The organism is Pseudomonas sp. RIT-PI-q (genome assembly GCF_001297125.1).
In the GTDB taxonomy this organism is placed as follows: Bacteria; Pseudomonadota; Gammaproteobacteria; order Pseudomonadales; family Pseudomonadaceae; genus Aquipseudomonas.
In genome coordinates, this window is sequence record NZ_LHPC01000039.1 from 32134 (window position 1) to 48958 (window position 16825).

Below are 16825 nucleotides of genomic sequence, written 5' to 3' on the forward strand. Positions count from 1 at the left end.
CCGCGACCAAGATCCTCGCCACCTCCAAGAGCTCGACCCAGGTCTCCAGCGACATGGCCGAAGCGGCCGGGCGCCAGCGTGAAGCGGTGGACATGGTGTCCACGGCCTTCCACGAGATGGTCGCCACCGCCAACGAAGTCGCACGCTCTTGCAGCCAGGCGGCGGAATCCGCCGACAGTGGCCAACGCCAGGCGCGCGAAGGTCAGCAGCAGATTGATGCGGCAGTGACCAGTGTCGATCGCCTGAGCCAGGAAATCGAACAGTCGGCCCAGTCGATGCAACAACTGGAACGCGACAGCAACGACATCCAGTCGATCCTCGGGACCATCCGCTCGATCGCCGAACAGACCAACCTGCTGGCGCTGAACGCGGCCATCGAAGCCGCGCGGGCCGGTGAGCAAGGTCGCGGTTTTGCGGTGGTGGCGGACGAAGTACGGGCGCTGGCCAAGCGCACGGCGGATTCCACGGCGGAAATCGACGGCCTGCTCGGCAACCTCGCCAAGCGCACCAGCCAGGTGACGCAGCAGATGCATGCGAGCCTGGAAGTGTCCCAGCAATCGGTGACCCGCATCGGCGAAGCGCGCAGCAGCTTTGGCTTGATTCGTGAGTCGGTGGATGTGATTCGCGACATGAACACGCAGATCGCCACGGCGGCGGAACAACAGCATCAGGTGGCCGAAGACATCAATCGGCACATCAGCCAGATTCATGGTGATGCGCAGTTGGTGGCGGAACTGGCGAACTCGGCGCGGCTGGATTCGCAGAGCCTGGCCGGGTTGTCGAATGAGCTGGATGGGTTGGTTCGGCGGTTCAGGACCTGATCCTCAATCCCGGTGGCCGCATCGCGGCCAATCGCGGGCAAGCCCGCTCCCACAGGGTTTTGCACTGTCCTTGTGGGAGCGGGCTTGCCCGCGATGAGGCCGTCACTGTTTGAACAACTCTCCCGGGGTAAACCCGAACAAACTCTTGAACGCCGCAATAAACGCTGACGTCGAGTCATACCCGCAAGACAGCGCGGCATTGGTCACGCTGTCGCCCTCCTCCAGCAAACTCAACGACGACAGCAGCCGCATCCGCTGCCGCCACCCTCGAAAGCTCAAGCCTGTCTCGCGCTGAAACAAGCGCATCAAGGTCTTCTCCGACGTCCCCAACCGCTGCGCCCATTCCTGCAAGGTCACGTTGCGCTCCGGGCTTTCGATCAGTTCGTTGCACAACCCCAGCAACCGCTGATGTCGCGGCAACGGCAGGGAAAAGCCGACCTCCGGCAAACTCGCCAACTGATCCAGCAGCACATTCACCAGCCGCGACTCCTGGCTGTCGCCTTGCGGGTATTCCACGGGCAGCAGGCAAAAACTCTTGATCAGCTCCCGCGCCAACGGCGTCACTTCCAGCACCCGGCAACGCCCGTCCGCCCATGCGCAATCCTCGCGGCGCACATACAGGCTGCGCATCTCGGCGCGCATCGAGGTCACGACCTGATGCTCCAGATCCGCCGGAATCCAGATCCCCCACTGCGGCGGCGCAAAGAAACTGCCCTCGGCCGTGTGCACACCGAGCACGCCGCTGATGGCGTAGGAAAACTGTACCCAGTCGTGACGATGCGGCGGCGTCCACGAACCGGCGTTCAGGCTTTCCGCACGGGCATACAGCGCACGCGGCAACGCCGACAGCGTCGGAATCGTCCGTTCGAGGGAAATTTGTCCGTTAGTCGGCATTGATTGGCCTTATGTCGCAAGACGGCTGACAAGGCCGACGTTAGGCTAAGTCACCATTTCTTACAAATGTATTCGGTGCCTGTCATGCATGCCTTCAAACACCTCAAACGCGTCGTCACCGACTGGTTCTTGTGCGGCATGCTGATCGCCACGCTGCTGTCGTATTTCTTCCCGAGCTTCGGCGCCACCGGCGGTGGCATGCATGCCGAGTACGTGATCAACATCGGTGTGTTCCTGGTGTTCTTCCTGCACGGGGTCAACCTGTCCAGCGAGCAGATCAGCCAGGGTTTGAAAAACTGGAAGCTGCACGTCATGGTCCAGGGTTTCACCTTTGCGGTGTTTCCGCTGATCTGGCTGCTCAGCGACAAGCTGCTCGGTTCGCACATTCCTTCGCTGCTGATGCTTGGTTTCCTGTACCTCTGCGCCCTGCCCTCGACCATTTCATCTTCCGTGGCCCTGACCGGCAGCGCGGGCGGTAACGTGCCGGCGGCGATCCTGAATGCGAGCCTGTCCAGCGTGCTGGGGATTTTCATTACGCCGTTACTGGTGAGCTTCGTGGTCGGCAGCGGGGCGGGTGGCATCGACCTCGGTTCAACCCTGCTCGACCTCTGCGCCATGCTGTTGTTGCCGCTGGTGCTCGGGCCATTGGTGCGGCCGGTTTTCGGCCAGTTTTTCGCCCGGCACCAGCGCTACACCTACGTCGTCGACAAGCTGGTGATCCTGCTGCTGGTGTACGCGGCGTTCTGCAATTCGATGGCGTCGGGGGTGTGGCAGCAACAGGGCGACAGCGTGATTCTCACCGCGCTGATTGGCAGTGCGATGCTGCTGGCGGTGATCCTGTGGATGACCACCCGCACCGCGCGCGCCTTGAAGTTCAGCCAGGCCGATGAGATCGCGGCCGTGTTCTGCGCCAGCAAAAAATCCCTGGCGGCGGGTGCGCCGATGGCGGCGTTGATCTTCGGTGCCAACCCCGGCCTGGGGCTGATCCTGCTGCCGATCATGATCTACCACCCGTTGCAGCTGATCGTCTGCTCGGTGATGGCCGAGAGTTACGCCAACCGCAAACACACCGTGCCGCAGGATGCCGAACTGCTCAGCGCTCGATAATCGCCGTCACGCCCTGGCCACCCGCGGCGCAGATCGAGATCAACCCTCGACCCTTGCCCGCCGCATCAAGCAACTTGGCCAGGTTGGCGACAATGCGCCCACCCGTAGCGGCAAAGGGATGCCCGGCGGCCAGTGAGCTGCCTTTGACATTGAGTTTGCTGCGGTCGATGGAACCCAGCGGCGCGTCGAGGCCAAGGCGGGTTTTGCAATAGTCCGGGTCTTCCCAGGCCTTCAACGTGCAGAGCACCTGTGCGGCGAAGGCTTCGTGGATTTCGTAGTAATCGAAGTCCTGCAAGGTCAGGCCATTGCGCGCCAGCAAGCGTGGCACCGCATACACCGGCGCCATCAACAGGCCCTCGGCGCCGTTGACGAAATCCACCGCCGCCGCTTCGCCATCGCGCAAATACGCGAGGATCGGCAAGCCGCGTTCCTTCGCCCATTCCTCACTGCCCAGCAGCACCAGCGACGCACCGTCGGTGAGCGGCGTGGAGTTGCCGGCGGTCATAGTGCCCTTGGCACTTTTCTCGAAGGCCGGTTTCAGTGACGCAAGCTTTTCCAGGGTCAGGTCCGGGCGCAGGTTGTTGTCGCGGGTCAGGCCGAGGAACGGCGTCATCAAATCGTTGTGCCAGCCCTCGGTGTAAGAGGCGGCGAGCTTTTGATGACTCTCCAGCGCCAGTTGATCCTGCTCGGCGCGCGGAATGTTCCAGGTCTGCGCCATCAACTCGCAGTGTTCACCCATCGAAAGGCCGGTGCGCGGTTCGCCGTTGCGTGGAAATTCCGGGATCAAATGACGCGGGCGTACCTGCAAAAAGGTTTTCAGTTTGTCGGCGGTGGTCTTGGCGCGATTGGCTTGCAGGAGGATTTTGCGCAGGCCTTCGTTGATGCCGATCGGCGCGTCGGACGTGGTGTCGACGCCACCGGCGATGCCGCAATCGATCTGGCCGAGGGCGATTTTATTCGCCACCAACAATGCCGCTTCAAGACCGGTGCCGCAGGCTTGCTGGATGTCGTAGGCCGGAGTGGTCGGCGACAGTCGTGAGCCGAGCACGCATTCTCGGGTCAGGTTGAAGTCCCGCGAATGCTTGAGCACCGCCCCCGCCGCCACTTCGCCCAGGCGCAGGCCGTGCAGGTTGAAGCGTTCGATCAAGCCTTCGAGCGCTGCGGTGAGCATCGCCTGGTTACTGGCGGTGGCGTACGGCCCGTTGGAACGGGCGAAGGGAATACGGTTACCGCCGATAATCGCGACGCGGCGCAGCTGAGTCATGAAAAGCTCCTGATGAACTATCTGAAAGTCGACGCAATCCCTGTGGGAGCGGGCTTGCCCGCGAAAGCGTTGGGTCAATCAACACCGATGTTGGATGTGCCGGCCCCATCGCGGGCAAGCCCGCTCCCACAGTGAATGCATTGCCACACAAATCCACCGATCAAACTAATCTGCTTTGATCAAGCGTAGGCCTAATCTCATGGATCGAACGACTGATCGCCATTCGTGGTCCACACTTTGAACCCCAGCTGCTGGAGCGCGTTCCATGTCTGACCGCTATGTCGACTTCGCCAATTCGTCCATCGGCCATCGTTTGGTCGGGGCCCTGGGTCTGCCGTCGCCGGTTCGGCTGGAGCGCTGGCAAGCCGGCCGGCTGCGTCCCGTCGAAGGGGCGCTGTTGAGCGGCGGCGGCCCGCTGGCGGAGAAAGTCAGCGCCTTCGCCAACCGCCTGACCGACGCGATTTACAGCTACGGCGCCGAGCCTTCACTGGCGACGGCCTGGATTCCCGGCCACGGCCCCAAGCTCAAAGCCGTGGTGTTCGACGCCAGTGACCTGGTGCAGACCGATCAGCTCAAACAGCTGCGCGAGTTCTTCCAGCCGTTGATGAAAAACCTCGATCACAGCGCGCACCTGGTGATTCTCGGGCGTGCGCCGCAGACTTTGAGTGACCCGTTCGCCGCCAGCGCCCAACGCGCACTGGAAGGCTTCAGCCGTTCGCTGGCCAAGGAACTGCGCAGCGGCGGCACCTTGCAGCTGATCCAGGTCGGCGAAGGGGCCGAGGATCAACTGGAAGGCCCGTTGCGGTTTTTCCTCTCGCCGAAAAGCGCGTTCGTCTCCGGACAGGTGATTCGCCTGGAGGCCTGCGACACCCAAGTGACGGACTGGACTCGCCCACTCTCCGGGCGCAAGGCATTGGTCACTGGCGCCGCACGCGGCATCGGTGCCTCCATCGCCGAGACCCTGGCCCGTGACGGTGCCGACGTCATCCTGCTCGACGTGGCACCGGCCAAGACCGACCTCGAAGCCCTCGCCGCACGCCTCGGCGGGCGCAGCATCACCCTCGACATCTGCGCCGAAGACGCTGCCGCACAGCTGATCGAACAGTTGCCCGACGGCATCGACATCGTGGTGCACAACGCCGGCATCACTCGGGACAAAACCCTGGCCAACATGACCCCGGAATTCTGGGACGCGGTGCTCGCGGTCAATCTCAATGCGCCGCAAGTGCTGACCAAGGCCCTGCTCGACAGCGGCACTTTGAGTGACAACGCCCGAGTGATTCTGCTGGCGTCCATCAGCGGTATCGCCGGCAATCGCGGGCAAACCAATTACGCCGCGAGCAAGGCCGGGCTGATCGGTCTCGCCGAGGCCTGGGCGCCGCTGCTCAAGGAGCGCGGCATCAGCATCAACGCGGTCGCGCCGGGCTTCATCGAAACCCAGATGACCGCGCACCTGCCCTTCGGCTTGCGCGAAGCCGGTCGGCGCATGAGTTCGCTGGGCCAGGGCGGCTTGCCGCAAGACGTTGCCGAAGCGGTGGCGTGGCTGGCGCAACCGGGCACAGGCGCGTTCACCGGGCAAGCGCTGCGGGTGTGTGGACAAAGTGTTTTGGGGGCTTAGGCATGATTACCGATTGGCACACACTCAACCGCGAACCGAGCCTGCCACCGCTGTACGCCAGGGCCGCAACGCGCCGCAAAATCACCGGCACTACCCTGCCCGACTCGGGTTTGCGTTGCTGGCTCAACGTCGATCCGCAACGTTTGGCGGCCTATCGCAACGTCTGTGGTTTTGCCGACAACGGTTTGCTGCCGCCGACCTATCCACACATCCTCGCGTTTGCCTTGCAGATGCAATTGCTCACCGCCAAGGAATTCCCGTTCCCGCTGCTGGGGCTGATCCACCTGAGCAATCGCATCCGTGTGCTACGGCCCATGGGCGGTGTCAATCGTGTGCGGGTCAGCGTGCAGGTGCAGAACCTGCAACCCCATGCCAAGGGTGCAACGTTTGATCTGGTGACCACCCTCGATGATCAGTTGGGGCCGCTGTGGGAAGCTGAAAGCCGGATGTTGTGCCGTGGGGTAAAACTCGAGGGCGAGCCGGTCGAAGAAATGCTGGCCTCGACACTGGCAATGACAGAAGTGGCCCACTGGAAAGCGCCGTCAGACATTGGCCGGCAGTACGCCAAAGTGTCCGGCGACTACAACCCGATTCACCTGAGCGCCCTCAGCGCCAAACTCTTCGGATTCCCGACGGCGATTGCCCATGGGTTGTGGAACAAGGCACGCACCCTGTCGGCGCTTGCCGACCATCTGCCGACGGCGAATGTCGAGATTGAAGTGCAATTTCGCAAACCGGTGCGGTTGCCGAGTGAGGTGACGTTGATGGCCAGTGCGGCAGGGTCCAGTGGGGATTTGCAGTTGTTGGGGGCGGGCGACATTGAACATATGGTTGGGCATTGGCGGCCGGTTGCGTGAGTGTTTGGCGGGGGGATTTTGGCGCCTGTCAGGGCGCCTTCGCGAGCAAGCCCGCTCCCACATTTTGAGTGGTGTGTATCATTGAGGGATTGCCAGGATCGAAGGCCATCATCGCGAGCAGGCTCGCTCCCACCTTTGGACCGGGTGTACCCGCGAGAGATTTGCCGGTTCGAATGACGCCATCGCAGGCAAGCCAGCTCCCACAGTTTGAGCGGTGTGCATCTGTGAGGAATTGGTCGGGACGAAGGCCGTCTTCGCGGGCAAGCCTCGCTCCTACGGAAAATCAAAAGCACAGCGCCGTACCGCTTCGCTTCCCACCACTCATCAGGCCGAGCGTTAGCTCGCCTTCAGCTTTTGATTTTGATCCACCCGCCCCTTCGGGAGGCTGAGTGCAGGTGTTCATCTGGGGGCAGGCGCGTAGCGCCGTTCGACGCAGTCGAACACATCGAGAGGAGGTCGTCGCGAAGCAGACCGGAGGCGATGCGCCCAGATGAATACCGGAGCGAAGGAACGCCGAGCCTAAGCGAGGGGCCGGACGCCGGGGCAAGACTTTTTGGTTCCTTTTGTGGCGTCTGACAAAAGGGACTCGCCGTAACGGCGAAACCCTAAGCCGCCGTTACCGCAGCAACGGATATACACCCAAATCACCCAAGAGCCTGGTCGGCCCACAGGCCGCCAAGACACTCACTTAGGAGGATAGTTAGCCAATATCCGCCCGACCGTTTCACGTATCGCCGTGCTGCGATCAGACGGGTTCGGTGTGCGGCTGAGCATCTGCTCGTCACTGCCGCGCCACACCAGTTTGCCGTCCTTGCCGTCGAGCAGGTCAATCTGGATAGTCGCCACCTTGTAGCTGACATTGCGGGTTTCGTTGTACATCGGCGCGCCCCAGTAGCCGTTCCATGGATTGCCCCAACCGCCGCCGTAGTTGGTGGTCACTTGTTGCTGGCGCTCTTCGACGATCAGGTAGGTCTGCACGCTCAAATCGCCTCGGGTGCCGGCAGCGGCAGGACGCAAGCCGCGCTGATCGAGTTGATCGGCAACCGATTGACGGACGCGTTGCTCGGTCAGGTCGCTCTTGATCCGTGGGTCATCGGGGCGATATTGCAGGGCGGGTTCTTTCCAGCTCCAGCTGCGATAGGCGGCGAAGTCGCGGCTGGCGTCAAAGTCATGGTTGACCTGGTTAGCGGCGCAGGCACTGAGCAGCACGGCCACAGCCAGTAAAGCGAGACGGCGGAACATGATTGTTCTCCGATTGAAGACATGAACCTGCACAATGCTTCTCAACTACAGAAGCTAACTAGGAGGATACGCCGACATTGCCTTTTCGACAGCCTCCCTGATGGCATCCATACGCTGACTTTCAGTGCCCCGATTGCTGGTTTCGCCACTGGCGCTCCACACCGGTTGGCCGGTGCCGGCGTCGAACATATTCACCTGCACCACCACGACCTGTTCTTGATAAGTGCGAACGATCGGCACCGTGTTGTACATGCCATAACCGCTGCCGTAACGGTTGTAACCGCCATAACCACCGCCGTAGTAACCGTAGTCGTCCTGAACCTGGCGCAAACGGGTTTCCAGGTGCAAATCGGCGCTGACAAACAGGTCCGCCGGACGGTTGTCGTGCAGCGGGCGCAAGCCGCGTTGATCGAGGGCATTGCTCACCGCTTCGGCGACCTGCGCCGAGTCCGCCCACGCAGTGCCCGGCGGCAGGTGCCCGTTGAGCCAGGCCCAGCTGCGATAGCGCCCATAGTCACGCGGCGGTGCCGGGTAGGCGCTGCGGTCGAAGGTGCTGGCCGCTTGTGGCGGCGCCGGTGGCAATGGGTTGGAGGTCGCCACATAAGGGTTATCGCCCTGGCAGGCCGCCAACCCCAGGCAGATCACCAGTAACCCTGAACGAGTTTTCATTTCACGCTCCAATCAGACCGGCCGACAGATCCAGTGCAAGTAGCGCCCAAGCCCGGCAAAGCTCGGGTGACGACGGTGGGCGAGCTCCATTTCCAGCAAGTCCACCAACTCGGCGCGGGCCTGGAATTCCACCGGCATGTAGTCGTGAAAAACCCGCACCCCACTCTGAGTTTCGACCTGCCACAGGCCTTCAAGTTGCGCCGCCAATTCACGTGGATCGAGGGGCTGCTGCGGGGTCAGGCTCTGCTTCTCGCCGGCCATGTCGTTCTTGCGCATTTTGCGGAAGTGGCCCTTGAGCAGGTTGCGGTAGATCAGCGCATCGCGGTTGTAGAACGCCAGCGACAACCAGCCGTCTTTTTTCGTCAGTTGATGCAAAACCGGCAGGATCGCGTGGGGTTCGGCCAGCCATTCCAGCACGGCATGACACAGCACCAGGTCGTAAGGTTCGGTGAGCTGACCGAGCAAATCCTGCCATGGCGCCTGAATGAACGTAGCGGTCTGCCCGGCGTCGGCAAAGCGCTGGCGAGCGCCCTCAAGCATCGGCTCGGCAGGTTCGGCCAGTGTGACGTCATGACCGCGCTGGGCCAGCCACAACGACATGTGGCCAAGGCCGGCGCCGATGTCGAGTACGCGTAACGGTCGGTCCGGCAGGGTTTCGGCCAGGTCGGCCTGAAGTACCGCCAGGCGGATCGCGCCTTTGGCACCGCCGTAGATTTTTTCGGCGAAGCGGGTCGCCAGTTGATCGAAATGACGGTCGCTCATCAGCTGAACCTCCGTTCGCTGTCCGCGAGTTTGCTGCGCACCACTTCATTCATGTCCAACCCCAACTCGCTGCACAGGAGCAATAGATAAAGCACGATGTCGCCGACTTCCTGCCCGGCGTGGGCGAGTTTGTCCGCCGGTAACTGACGTGACTGGTCTTCGGTCAGCCACTGGAAGATCTCCACCAGCTCGGACATTTCCACGCTGGCGGCCATGGCCAGGTTTTTCGGGCTGTGAAATTGCCGCCAGTCATTGCGGTCACGAATGGCGTGCAGGCGTTCGGTCAGTTCAACAAGGTTCATCGGGCTCTCCTGAAGGCGTATAGCTTCGTGGGGATCCTCAATCAAGGCAAGGTCTATGTAGCAGCTGCCGAAGGCTGCGTTCGGCTGCGTAGCAGTCGCCAATCCGGTATCCCCATTCAACCTGGAAAACCGCGCCGCCTGATTTGACGACTGCTTCGCAGCCGAACGCAGCCTTCGGCAGCTGCTACATGGTTCTTGCGCCATAATCAGAAGATCGCAGCCGTCGGCACCTCCTACCGGGAACTCGACACCGCGACAATGGCCCAATCGCCATCACACTCATCAGGACGATCCTCACATGCAGGTAGAAAGCTTTTTCGAATGGCTCGGCCAGGCGCTCGGTTCGGTCATCCGGTTCATCGTTGATGGCCTCAGCGGCTTGTTCAATCTGCTAAGCCATGCGGGCAGCAACTTTGTCGAAGGGATGTCCCGTGCGCTGGGTATGGACACCTCGATCATCAACATCATCGCGTTGATCCTGGGGTTGATGCTGTTGTGGTCGGCGATTCGGGCGTTCATGAATGCGTCGATCATCATGGGGATCATCTGGTTGCTGTTGGGGCTTTGGCTGTTGAGCTGGATTATTCATTAACAGCACAAACCCCTGAGGGAGCGGCAGAGTTCAAATGTGTCGCTACAATGCCCGCTCCCCAAGGAGCCTGCATGTCCACCAACCTGATTGCCGACTGGCGCGACCGCCCGACCCATCGTCGGGTCTGGGCGCTGGCCGCGCCGATGATTCTCTCGAACATTTCCGTACCGCTGGTGGCGCTGGTCGACAGCACCGTCATCGGTCACCTGCCCCACGCCCATCAGTTGGGTGCTGTCGCAGTCGGCGCCAGTCTGTATACCTTTCTGGCCTGGGCCATGGGTTTTTTGCGCATGGGTTCCACCGGGTTCGCCGCCCAGGCTGCCGGGCGCGGGGATGGTGCGGCGCTGCGGCAGATTTTGCTGCAGGGTCTGTTATTGGCCATGGGCCTGGCCGTTGTGTTGGGAGCGCTGGGTGTACCGTTGAGCGGCGTCGCGCTGCACTTCATGCAACCCTCGGCAGAGCTGGACCAACTGACCCGCGAATTCTTCCACACCCGGCTGTTCGGCCTGCCGGCCGCATTGGCCAGTTACGCATTGGTCGGCTGGTTCCTCGGCACACAGAACGCCCGGGCGCCGCTGGCGATTTTGCTGAGCACCAACCTGGTCAATATCGCGTTGAACCTGTGGTTCGTCCTTGGGCTGGAATGGGGCGTGGTCGGTGCCGCCCGGGCCTCGGTGATCGCCGAATGGACCGGCGCCCTGATCGGCCTGCTGATGACCCGCAAGGCCCTGCGCGCTTACCCCGGCGACATCGCCTGGGCCGCGCTGGCGTTGTGGCAGAGCTGGCGACCGCTGTTGGCGGTCAACCGTGACATCTTCATCCGCAGCCTGGCGCTGCAATCGGTATTTTTCCTGATCACCGTGCAGGGTGCGCGGTTGGGCGATGCCACCGTTGCCGCCAACGCGCTGCTGCTCAACGGCCTGCTGCTGACCGCTCACGCGCTCGATGGTTTGGCCCACGCCGTGGAAGCCTTGTGCGGGCATGCCATCGGCGCGCGTGATCGGGAGGCGCTGCGCCGCTCATTGGTGGTGGCCTGCGGCTGGTCGTTGCTGGCGAGTCTGGGTTTTGCCGTGTTGTTCCTGTTCGCCGGGCATCTGTTTATCGAGATGCAGACCAACATTCAAAGCGTGCGCGACACCGCGTTCATCTACCTGCCCTACCTCGCCGCGCTGCCACTGATTGCGGTCTGGAGTTACCTGCTAGACGGGCTGTTCATCGGCGCCACACGCGCCCGGGAAATGCGCAACGGCATGCTGCTGACGGTGGCTCTGCTGCTACCGTTCGCCTGGGCGCTACAAGGTTTTGGCAACCATGGGCTGTGGATAACGTTCTTGTTGTTCATGTTGCTGCGCAGCCTGACCCTGGGCGCGTTCGCCTGGTTTCTGCGCAAGAACGACGGCTGGTTCGCAGGCCGCGCTCACTGAGTCGGCGTGGTTCTAACGAAGGCCGTGACCTGATCCAGCACCGGCGCCAGACCGCGCATCGGTCGGGACAGCGTCGCCACCAGCGTGGCGTGGCCGGTGCGGGAGAAATACAGGTCCTGTACCGGCACGCCCGCCTCGCGCAACTTGAGTGCCAGCCCACCGGTGTTGCGAGTCGGGTTGACCACATCATCGTCCCTTGAGGCCATCAACAAGGCCGGCGGTGCACCGCGCGTCACATGGTTGATCGGCTGTGACCGGGGCGGTGAATCCGGCCAGAAGAACACCGGGCGAACTTGTGGATTCTGGATCGGCAGAAAGTCATAAGGTCCGGCCAGACCGATCCAGCCGCTGAGGTTGTGCGGCGACATCCCCACCGCGCCCAGTAACCCGGGGTCGAGCGCCAGCATCGCGACGTTGTAGGCGCCGGAACTGTGGCCCATCAGGTACAGGCGCTGCGGGTTGCCGCAATACTGCCGAATGTGTTCATGGGTCCAGGCCACGGCCCGGGCGCCATCCTCGAGAAACAGCGGATAACGCACCTGTGGATACAACCGATAATCCGCCAGCACCGCAACGATTCCCCGGGACGCCAGCGCCTCGCCGACAAAGCCGTAATCGCCGCGTGAACCGCTGTTCCAGCTGCCACCGTAGAAAAACACCACCACGGGAGCGTTTTGCATGGGATGGCGTGGCACATACACATCGAGTTTTTGCCGCGGATCACTGCCATAGGCAATGCCCTCGGTCTTGTCGAAAGTCCCGTCGGGGGTCAGGGCATTGAGCATTTTCAGCGGTGAGCACGCCGTCGTCGCGGCCAGTAAAACGCCGACGATTGCCACGCTGATCAGCCGCTGGAATGTGCTCGCCATCGATGTCGAACCTCGGGCTCAGGGTTGATCGTTCTGCCACCGGTTGCGCAGGCTGTCGAGACGCTCCTGCTGGGTCAGGCCCGCCAATGACCGCACAAGCACAGCGCCGGGGTACTGCAAGCGTAGCCATAACCAGCCGTCGAGCACCGGGCGTTCACTGAAGCCCAGCGCCAGCCCTTCCTGCACATGGGCCCATAGCGTGTTGTAATCGGTCGCGGTGGACAGGCTCCAGCGCCAGGTGTGCTGCTCCAGCAAGCAGGTTTGCAGTTTTTCCAGTTGACGGGGGCTAAGACTTTCTTCGACCGCCAATGGGCTGACGGCAAGCCCCGGGTTGAGCAACTGCTGCCAGCCCTGGCTGCCGATTGCGCGGTCGGCCCAGGTCCCGCCGAACCAGCGCAACTGACTGATCGGCCCCAGCCAGCGACTCAGTTCCCGGGCATCGCAGGCATCGAAAAAGTAACTGGCGGTGTGTGGGTTGTAGTAACTCAGCACGGCCCGGTGATGCAGGCCGAAACTGACCGTGAGCATGCACCGCAAATGCGCCAGCAGCTCCGATGACGAAGCCTCGCTGAGCAGCAACAAGCCACGCCAGATGTGCGCTTCGCTGTGGCATAAGCCGGTCACCGCGGGGCATGTCCGCAGGTCGATCAGGGCTGGCCCGTGTTCGCGCAATACATGCAGCTCCGTGCCTTCGAACAACCAGAACCACCGTGCCTGCGCAAACGCTTGTTGCAGCATCGCACCCGCCTGCGGCGCACCCGGTACATCCAGCAATAGCCATTGCGCAGGCCTGCCGATCATGCCGCACCGCTCCGGCCAAATCCCATTACCGCCCGGCAGGTGCAGTGCGCCTGCGCGCAATGGTTAAAGCTGCCGCCGCCGGGTAACAGACACAGCAACATCAAGGGCTCGCCCGATTGCAGCCATTGCGCCAAGCCATCGACAGCCAGAACCGCCTCGGTCGCGGGCACCTCAGCCTTTTCGACAGACGTCGAACTATGAAAAATGCCGCTGATCAGCGGTTGATCCGGATCACCCTCGACAAAACTCACCACCACCTCCGCTCCCCCGCTCAACGGCGAAACGTGTACCCCTTTGAGTTCCGCGGCCAACGGCAGCCAACAGTGGCTGGGCGTCGCGCCCTCGCCCTGATAGAGCCAGTCAAATTGCACGGCAACCGGTCTGGACGGATCGGGGCGTGATTCATCGACGTCGACCACCCAGGCGCGTTGCAGGCTGTGCATCCTTGGTTTCACCGCCACATGAGGCACAGCGAAAGGCACTTCCCAGTGGATCGCGCGAAGCTGGTTGCTGTAGGGGGTTACCGGGTCGTGGTTGCCTTGATGCTCGACATGGGTCAGCAGCCAGAGATGATTCCACTCGGCGACCGGATGACCGGACAACGGCATCAGCCGGCCACTGCGCAGCGTCGTCAGGTCGGTGCGGCCTTCGGCACTTTGCGCCGTTGCATCAACGCATCCCTGAAGCGAGAACTGACGCACCGCCGGTTGCTCGCTTTCGACCTTGAATACCGCGTTTTCGCCGAGGCGAAAAGTCCCCTGCCCTTCACCGAAGACCACGCAGTGTCCGCGTGCGCCGTGCTCGAAGTGGTAGTGGATTTTCTCCTCGGCGCACAGGCGCTGGAGAAATTGCAGATCCGATTCCCGGTACTGCGTACAGAAATCACGGGGTGGATACTCGCCACTCAATTCAAAGCGCCGCTGCTTGCCGGCAATGCCGTGTTCCCTGAGTACCTGACTGAGGATATCCGGCACTGAGCGGGTGCTGAAGATCCGCTGGCTGAAACGCTGTGAAAGGCACGCCAGCTTCGGGCCCAGCCGCACGTGGCAGAGCCTGTCATTTGGGCCGTGATCGCGCGGGACGAGCGCATGCAATTGTCCGTGGAAGCCGTCTCCCACTGGCCCGATGTGCAAAAAGGCCGAACGGTACAGCAGGCTTGCAAGGTCGAGCGCGGGGTCTTTGATCAACAGATCCACATCGAACACGAACGGTTCGCTGATGGCTTCTCTACCGGTAAAGGCCAGAACCTCAAAGGCGTCGGGCAGACCTGCTACGTCCAGACGAAATGAAGGCTCGTTGACTGGATCGAACATCGGCGATTCTCTACAGGAGGGACGGCCGGGGATTCTCGCTGAGAGACATGGCCGAGTAGAGTGCCGAAGTACAACTTAGGAAATGGCCTACGCGAAAAGAAGACCATATGGCTTGGATCGCCGGGAGCGTAGGGCGTTTCGCTTGGAAAGAGAGAGTCACCGCACCAGGTCATCTGAAATTTCCGCAGCGTGCGGAACATTTTCAGACAACCTGATGGCAGCGACGACTTACCTCAAGAAGACAGGTAAGACGAACGGGTCAGGCCCAGACGCAAGGCATCGAGGAACTGGGTGCGTTCGGCGGCCGTGATGCGGGCGCTGGCGCACTTGTCACGGTAGTGGGTCATCAGCTCTTCCGGCGACAAATGCACGTAACGCAGCATGTCTTCGATGGTGTCGTGGGTTTCGATACCCGCGTGGTACACGCTGCCGTCCGCATTCTGGTAGATGTTCACTGAGTCGGTGTCACCGAACAGGTTGTGCATGTCGCCGAGAATTTCCTGGTAAGCGCCGACCAGGAAGATCCCCAGCAGGTAGTCTTCACCCTCGTTCAGCGCGTGCACCGGCAGACTGGTTTCGATGCTCTGCTCGTCGACGTACTGCTTGATCTTGCCGTCGGAGTCGCAGGTCAAATCCTGCAGCACCGCACGACGCAGCGGCTCTTCGTCGAGACGGTGCAGCGGCAGGATCGGCAGGACCTGGCCGATGGCCCAGGTGTCCGGCAGGCTCTGGAACACCGAGAAGTTGCAGATGTATTTGTCGGCAAGCTTGTCGTTGAGTTCGTCCAGCACCTGGCGGTGGGAACGCTGACGGGCTTTCAACGAGTTGTGCAGGCGACGGCACACGGCGAAGTAGCATTGCTCGGCCAGGGCTTTCTCGGCCAGGGTCAGCTTGCCATCGGCGTATTGGGTCGCCACATCGCTCATGTAGTGAGTGGCGCGCCAGTAGGTCTCGGTGACCATTTCGATGTCGGTCGGACCCAGCAGGTCCACCAGCCACTGCACGGTTTCCGGCAGTGCTTCCTTGTTCTCGATTTGCGGCACGTCGTCGTTGTGCTTCTCGACGTCGGTCACTTGCACCACCAGCATGGCGTGGTGCGCGGTCAGGGAACGGCCGCTCTCGGAGAAAATGTTCGGGTGCGGCAGGCTCTGCGCGTCGCAGAATTCCTTGAGCATCCCGACCACGACACCGGCGTAATCGTCCATGTCGTAGTTGATCGAGCTGGCGTTACGCGAGTGCGTACCGTCGTAGTCCACGCCCAAACCGCCGCCGACGTCGATGTGATCCACCGGCAGGCCGAGGTTGCGCAATTCACCGTAGTAACGGATCGCTTCCTTGAAGCCGTGCTGGTAGTCCGCCAGGTTGGCGATCTGCGAGCCCATGTGGAAGTGCAGCAGGCGAATGCCCTGATCCAGGCCCGCCGCGCGGAAACGCTCGACCACCGACAGCAGTTGCGCCGCCGACAGACCGAACTTGGATTTCTCACCGCCCGTGTCGGCCCACTTGGATGAGGCCAGGGACGACAGGCGCACGCGCAGGCCAACCTGAGGCTTGACCTTCAGCGACGCGGCTTCTTCGATCACCAGCTCAACTTCGGATTCTTTCTCGATCACGATGAACACGTTGTGGCCGAGTTTCTGGCCCATCAGCGCCAGACGAATGAACTCGCGGTCCTTGTAACCGTTGCAAACGATGGTGCCGCCCTTCGGCGCCAACGCCAGCACGGCCAGCAGCTCAGGCTTGGAGCCGGCTTCCAGGCCGATGGACACGTCCTGGGTGGCGATGATGTTTTCGATCACCGCTTCTTGCTGGTTGACCTTGATCGGATACAGCGCGGTGTACTTGCTCTGGTATTCCAGACGCTCGATGTTGGCATCGAACGCACCCGTCAGCTGACGCACGCGGTCCTGCAGGATGTCCGGGAAACGCACCAGCAATGGCAAGGACAAGCCGCTCTTGCGCAGCTGGTCGACTTGCTCGAAGAGATCGATAGGCGAACTGGTCGGACCGTTCGGGCGAACTTCGACGCGACCGGCGTCATTGATCGCGAAATACCCGGCCCCCCAATGGCGGATCCCGTAAACACTGCGGCTGTCCGCAACTGTCCATTGGCTGCCATCGTCTTTACGTGTGCGTCGTACGGACATCGAAGTCCCCTATAAAGAAGTCATAGTGCGTCGCCTGAGTTCAGGCCGGCGCAGTCTAAAGAATGAAAATGACGGTTCGTCAACGAGGGGATAGACCTCGCCGACCGCGGTGAGTTTAGAAACCAGTCAGAACAGGCTCTGTG

Annotated in this window: 16 protein-coding genes; 6 read left to right on the top strand and 10 right to left on the bottom strand. The window is 61.9% G+C overall.

The annotated features are described in order from the left end of the window. Positions 1-92: 92 nt before the first annotated feature. Positions 93-821 carry a methyl-accepting chemotaxis protein gene (locus AEQ67_RS36830; protein WP_442965663.1) on the top strand — a complete coding sequence of 243 codons (729 nt, stop codon included), beginning with the start codon at positions 93-95 and terminating at the stop codon, positions 819-821. Between the two features lie 102 nt (positions 822-923). On the opposite strand, the gene AEQ67_RS20810 is transcribed toward AEQ67_RS36830, so the two are convergent. Further along, positions 924-1715 carry an AraC family transcriptional regulator gene (locus AEQ67_RS20810; RefSeq protein ID WP_059405714.1) on the bottom strand — a complete coding sequence of 264 codons (792 nt, stop codon included), beginning with the start codon at positions 1713-1715 and terminating at the stop codon, positions 924-926. 84 nt (positions 1716-1799) lie between these two features. Here AEQ67_RS20810 and AEQ67_RS20815 point away from each other — a divergent pair, with 84 nt between their 5' ends. Next, the gene (locus tag AEQ67_RS20815) at positions 1800-2822 is read left to right on the top strand and encodes a bile acid:sodium symporter family protein (RefSeq protein WP_059405884.1); all 1023 of its coding nucleotides are present in this window, start codon (positions 1800-1802) and stop codon (positions 2820-2822) included. On the opposite strand, the gene AEQ67_RS20820 is transcribed toward AEQ67_RS20815, so the two are convergent. Then, positions 2809-4086: an acetyl-CoA C-acetyltransferase gene (locus AEQ67_RS20820; protein WP_059405715.1), complete on the bottom strand. Its 1278-nt coding sequence runs from the start codon at positions 4084-4086 to the stop codon at positions 2809-2811. The two genes, AEQ67_RS20815 and AEQ67_RS20820, sit on opposite strands and share 14 nt — an antisense overlap. Positions 4087-4351: 265 nt before the next feature. On the opposite strand from AEQ67_RS20820, the gene AEQ67_RS20825 reads away from it, so the two are divergent. Then, positions 4352-5704: a 3-oxoacyl-ACP reductase gene (locus AEQ67_RS20825; RefSeq protein ID WP_059405716.1), complete on the top strand. Its 1353-nt coding sequence runs from the start codon at positions 4352-4354 to the stop codon at positions 5702-5704. A gap of 2 nt (positions 5705-5706) precedes the next feature. Next, on the top strand, positions 5707-6561 hold the full coding sequence (locus tag AEQ67_RS20830) for a MaoC family dehydratase (RefSeq protein ID WP_059405717.1): 855 nt from the start codon (positions 5707-5709) through the stop codon (positions 6559-6561). Positions 6562-7245: 684 nt separating this feature from the next. Here the strand turns inward: AEQ67_RS20830 and AEQ67_RS20835 are convergent. Genes AEQ67_RS20835 through AEQ67_RS20850 form a run of 4 tightly spaced genes read right to left on the bottom strand, consistent with a single transcriptional unit; the run spans position 7246 to position 9536 of the window. Further along, a complete protein-coding gene (locus AEQ67_RS20835; protein WP_059405718.1) occupies positions 7246-7803 on the bottom strand; it encodes a DUF4136 domain-containing protein in 558 nt (185 codons plus the stop codon). A gap of 54 nt (positions 7804-7857) precedes the next feature. Continuing rightward, on the bottom strand, positions 7858-8472 hold the full coding sequence (locus AEQ67_RS20840) for a DUF4136 domain-containing protein (protein ID WP_059405719.1): 615 nt from the start codon (positions 8470-8472) through the stop codon (positions 7858-7860). A gap of 12 nt (positions 8473-8484) precedes the next feature. Continuing rightward, a complete protein-coding gene (locus tag AEQ67_RS20845) occupies positions 8485-9234 on the bottom strand; it encodes a methyltransferase domain-containing protein (protein ID WP_059405720.1) in 750 nt (249 codons plus the stop codon). Then, positions 9234-9536 (bottom strand): MazG-like family protein, encoded by a 303-nt coding sequence (locus tag AEQ67_RS20850; protein ID WP_007951009.1) that lies wholly within the window; start codon positions 9534-9536, stop codon positions 9234-9236. The genes AEQ67_RS20845 and AEQ67_RS20850 overlap by 1 nt, the downstream gene beginning before the upstream one ends. 298 nt (positions 9537-9834) lie before the next feature. On the opposite strand from AEQ67_RS20850, the gene AEQ67_RS20855 reads away from it, so the two are divergent. Both AEQ67_RS20855 and AEQ67_RS20860 read left to right on the top strand, forming a co-directional pair. Then, positions 9835-10128 (top strand): hypothetical protein, encoded by a 294-nt coding sequence (locus AEQ67_RS20855; RefSeq protein ID WP_059405721.1) that lies wholly within the window; start codon positions 9835-9837, stop codon positions 10126-10128. Between the two features lie 71 nt (positions 10129-10199). Beyond that, positions 10200-11552: an MATE family efflux transporter gene (locus tag AEQ67_RS20860; protein ID WP_059405722.1), complete on the top strand. Its 1353-nt coding sequence runs from the start codon at positions 10200-10202 to the stop codon at positions 11550-11552. Here AEQ67_RS20860 and AEQ67_RS20865 read toward each other — a convergent pair. The 4 genes from AEQ67_RS20865 to speA all read right to left on the bottom strand — a co-directional run bounded on the left by AEQ67_RS20865 (position 11546) and on the right by speA (position 16682). Further along, positions 11546-12421 (bottom strand): alpha/beta hydrolase, encoded by an 876-nt coding sequence (locus tag AEQ67_RS20865; protein ID WP_059405723.1) that lies wholly within the window; start codon positions 12419-12421, stop codon positions 11546-11548. The two genes, AEQ67_RS20860 and AEQ67_RS20865, sit on opposite strands and share 7 nt — an antisense overlap. Positions 12422-12439: 18 nt before the next feature. After that, positions 12440-13222 (bottom strand): DUF4123 domain-containing protein, encoded by a 783-nt coding sequence (locus AEQ67_RS20870; RefSeq protein WP_059405724.1) that lies wholly within the window; start codon positions 13220-13222, stop codon positions 12440-12442. After that, on the bottom strand, positions 13219-14535 hold the full coding sequence (locus tag AEQ67_RS20875; protein WP_059405725.1) for a contractile injection system protein, VgrG/Pvc8 family: 1317 nt from the start codon (positions 14533-14535) through the stop codon (positions 13219-13221). The genes AEQ67_RS20870 and AEQ67_RS20875 overlap by 4 nt, the downstream gene beginning before the upstream one ends. Before the next feature lie 233 nt (positions 14536-14768). After that, complete coding sequence (gene speA, locus AEQ67_RS20880) at positions 14769-16682, bottom strand: arginine decarboxylase (RefSeq protein ID WP_059405726.1); 1914 nt, start codon at positions 16680-16682, stop codon at positions 14769-14771. Positions 16683-16825: the final 143 nt, after the last annotated feature.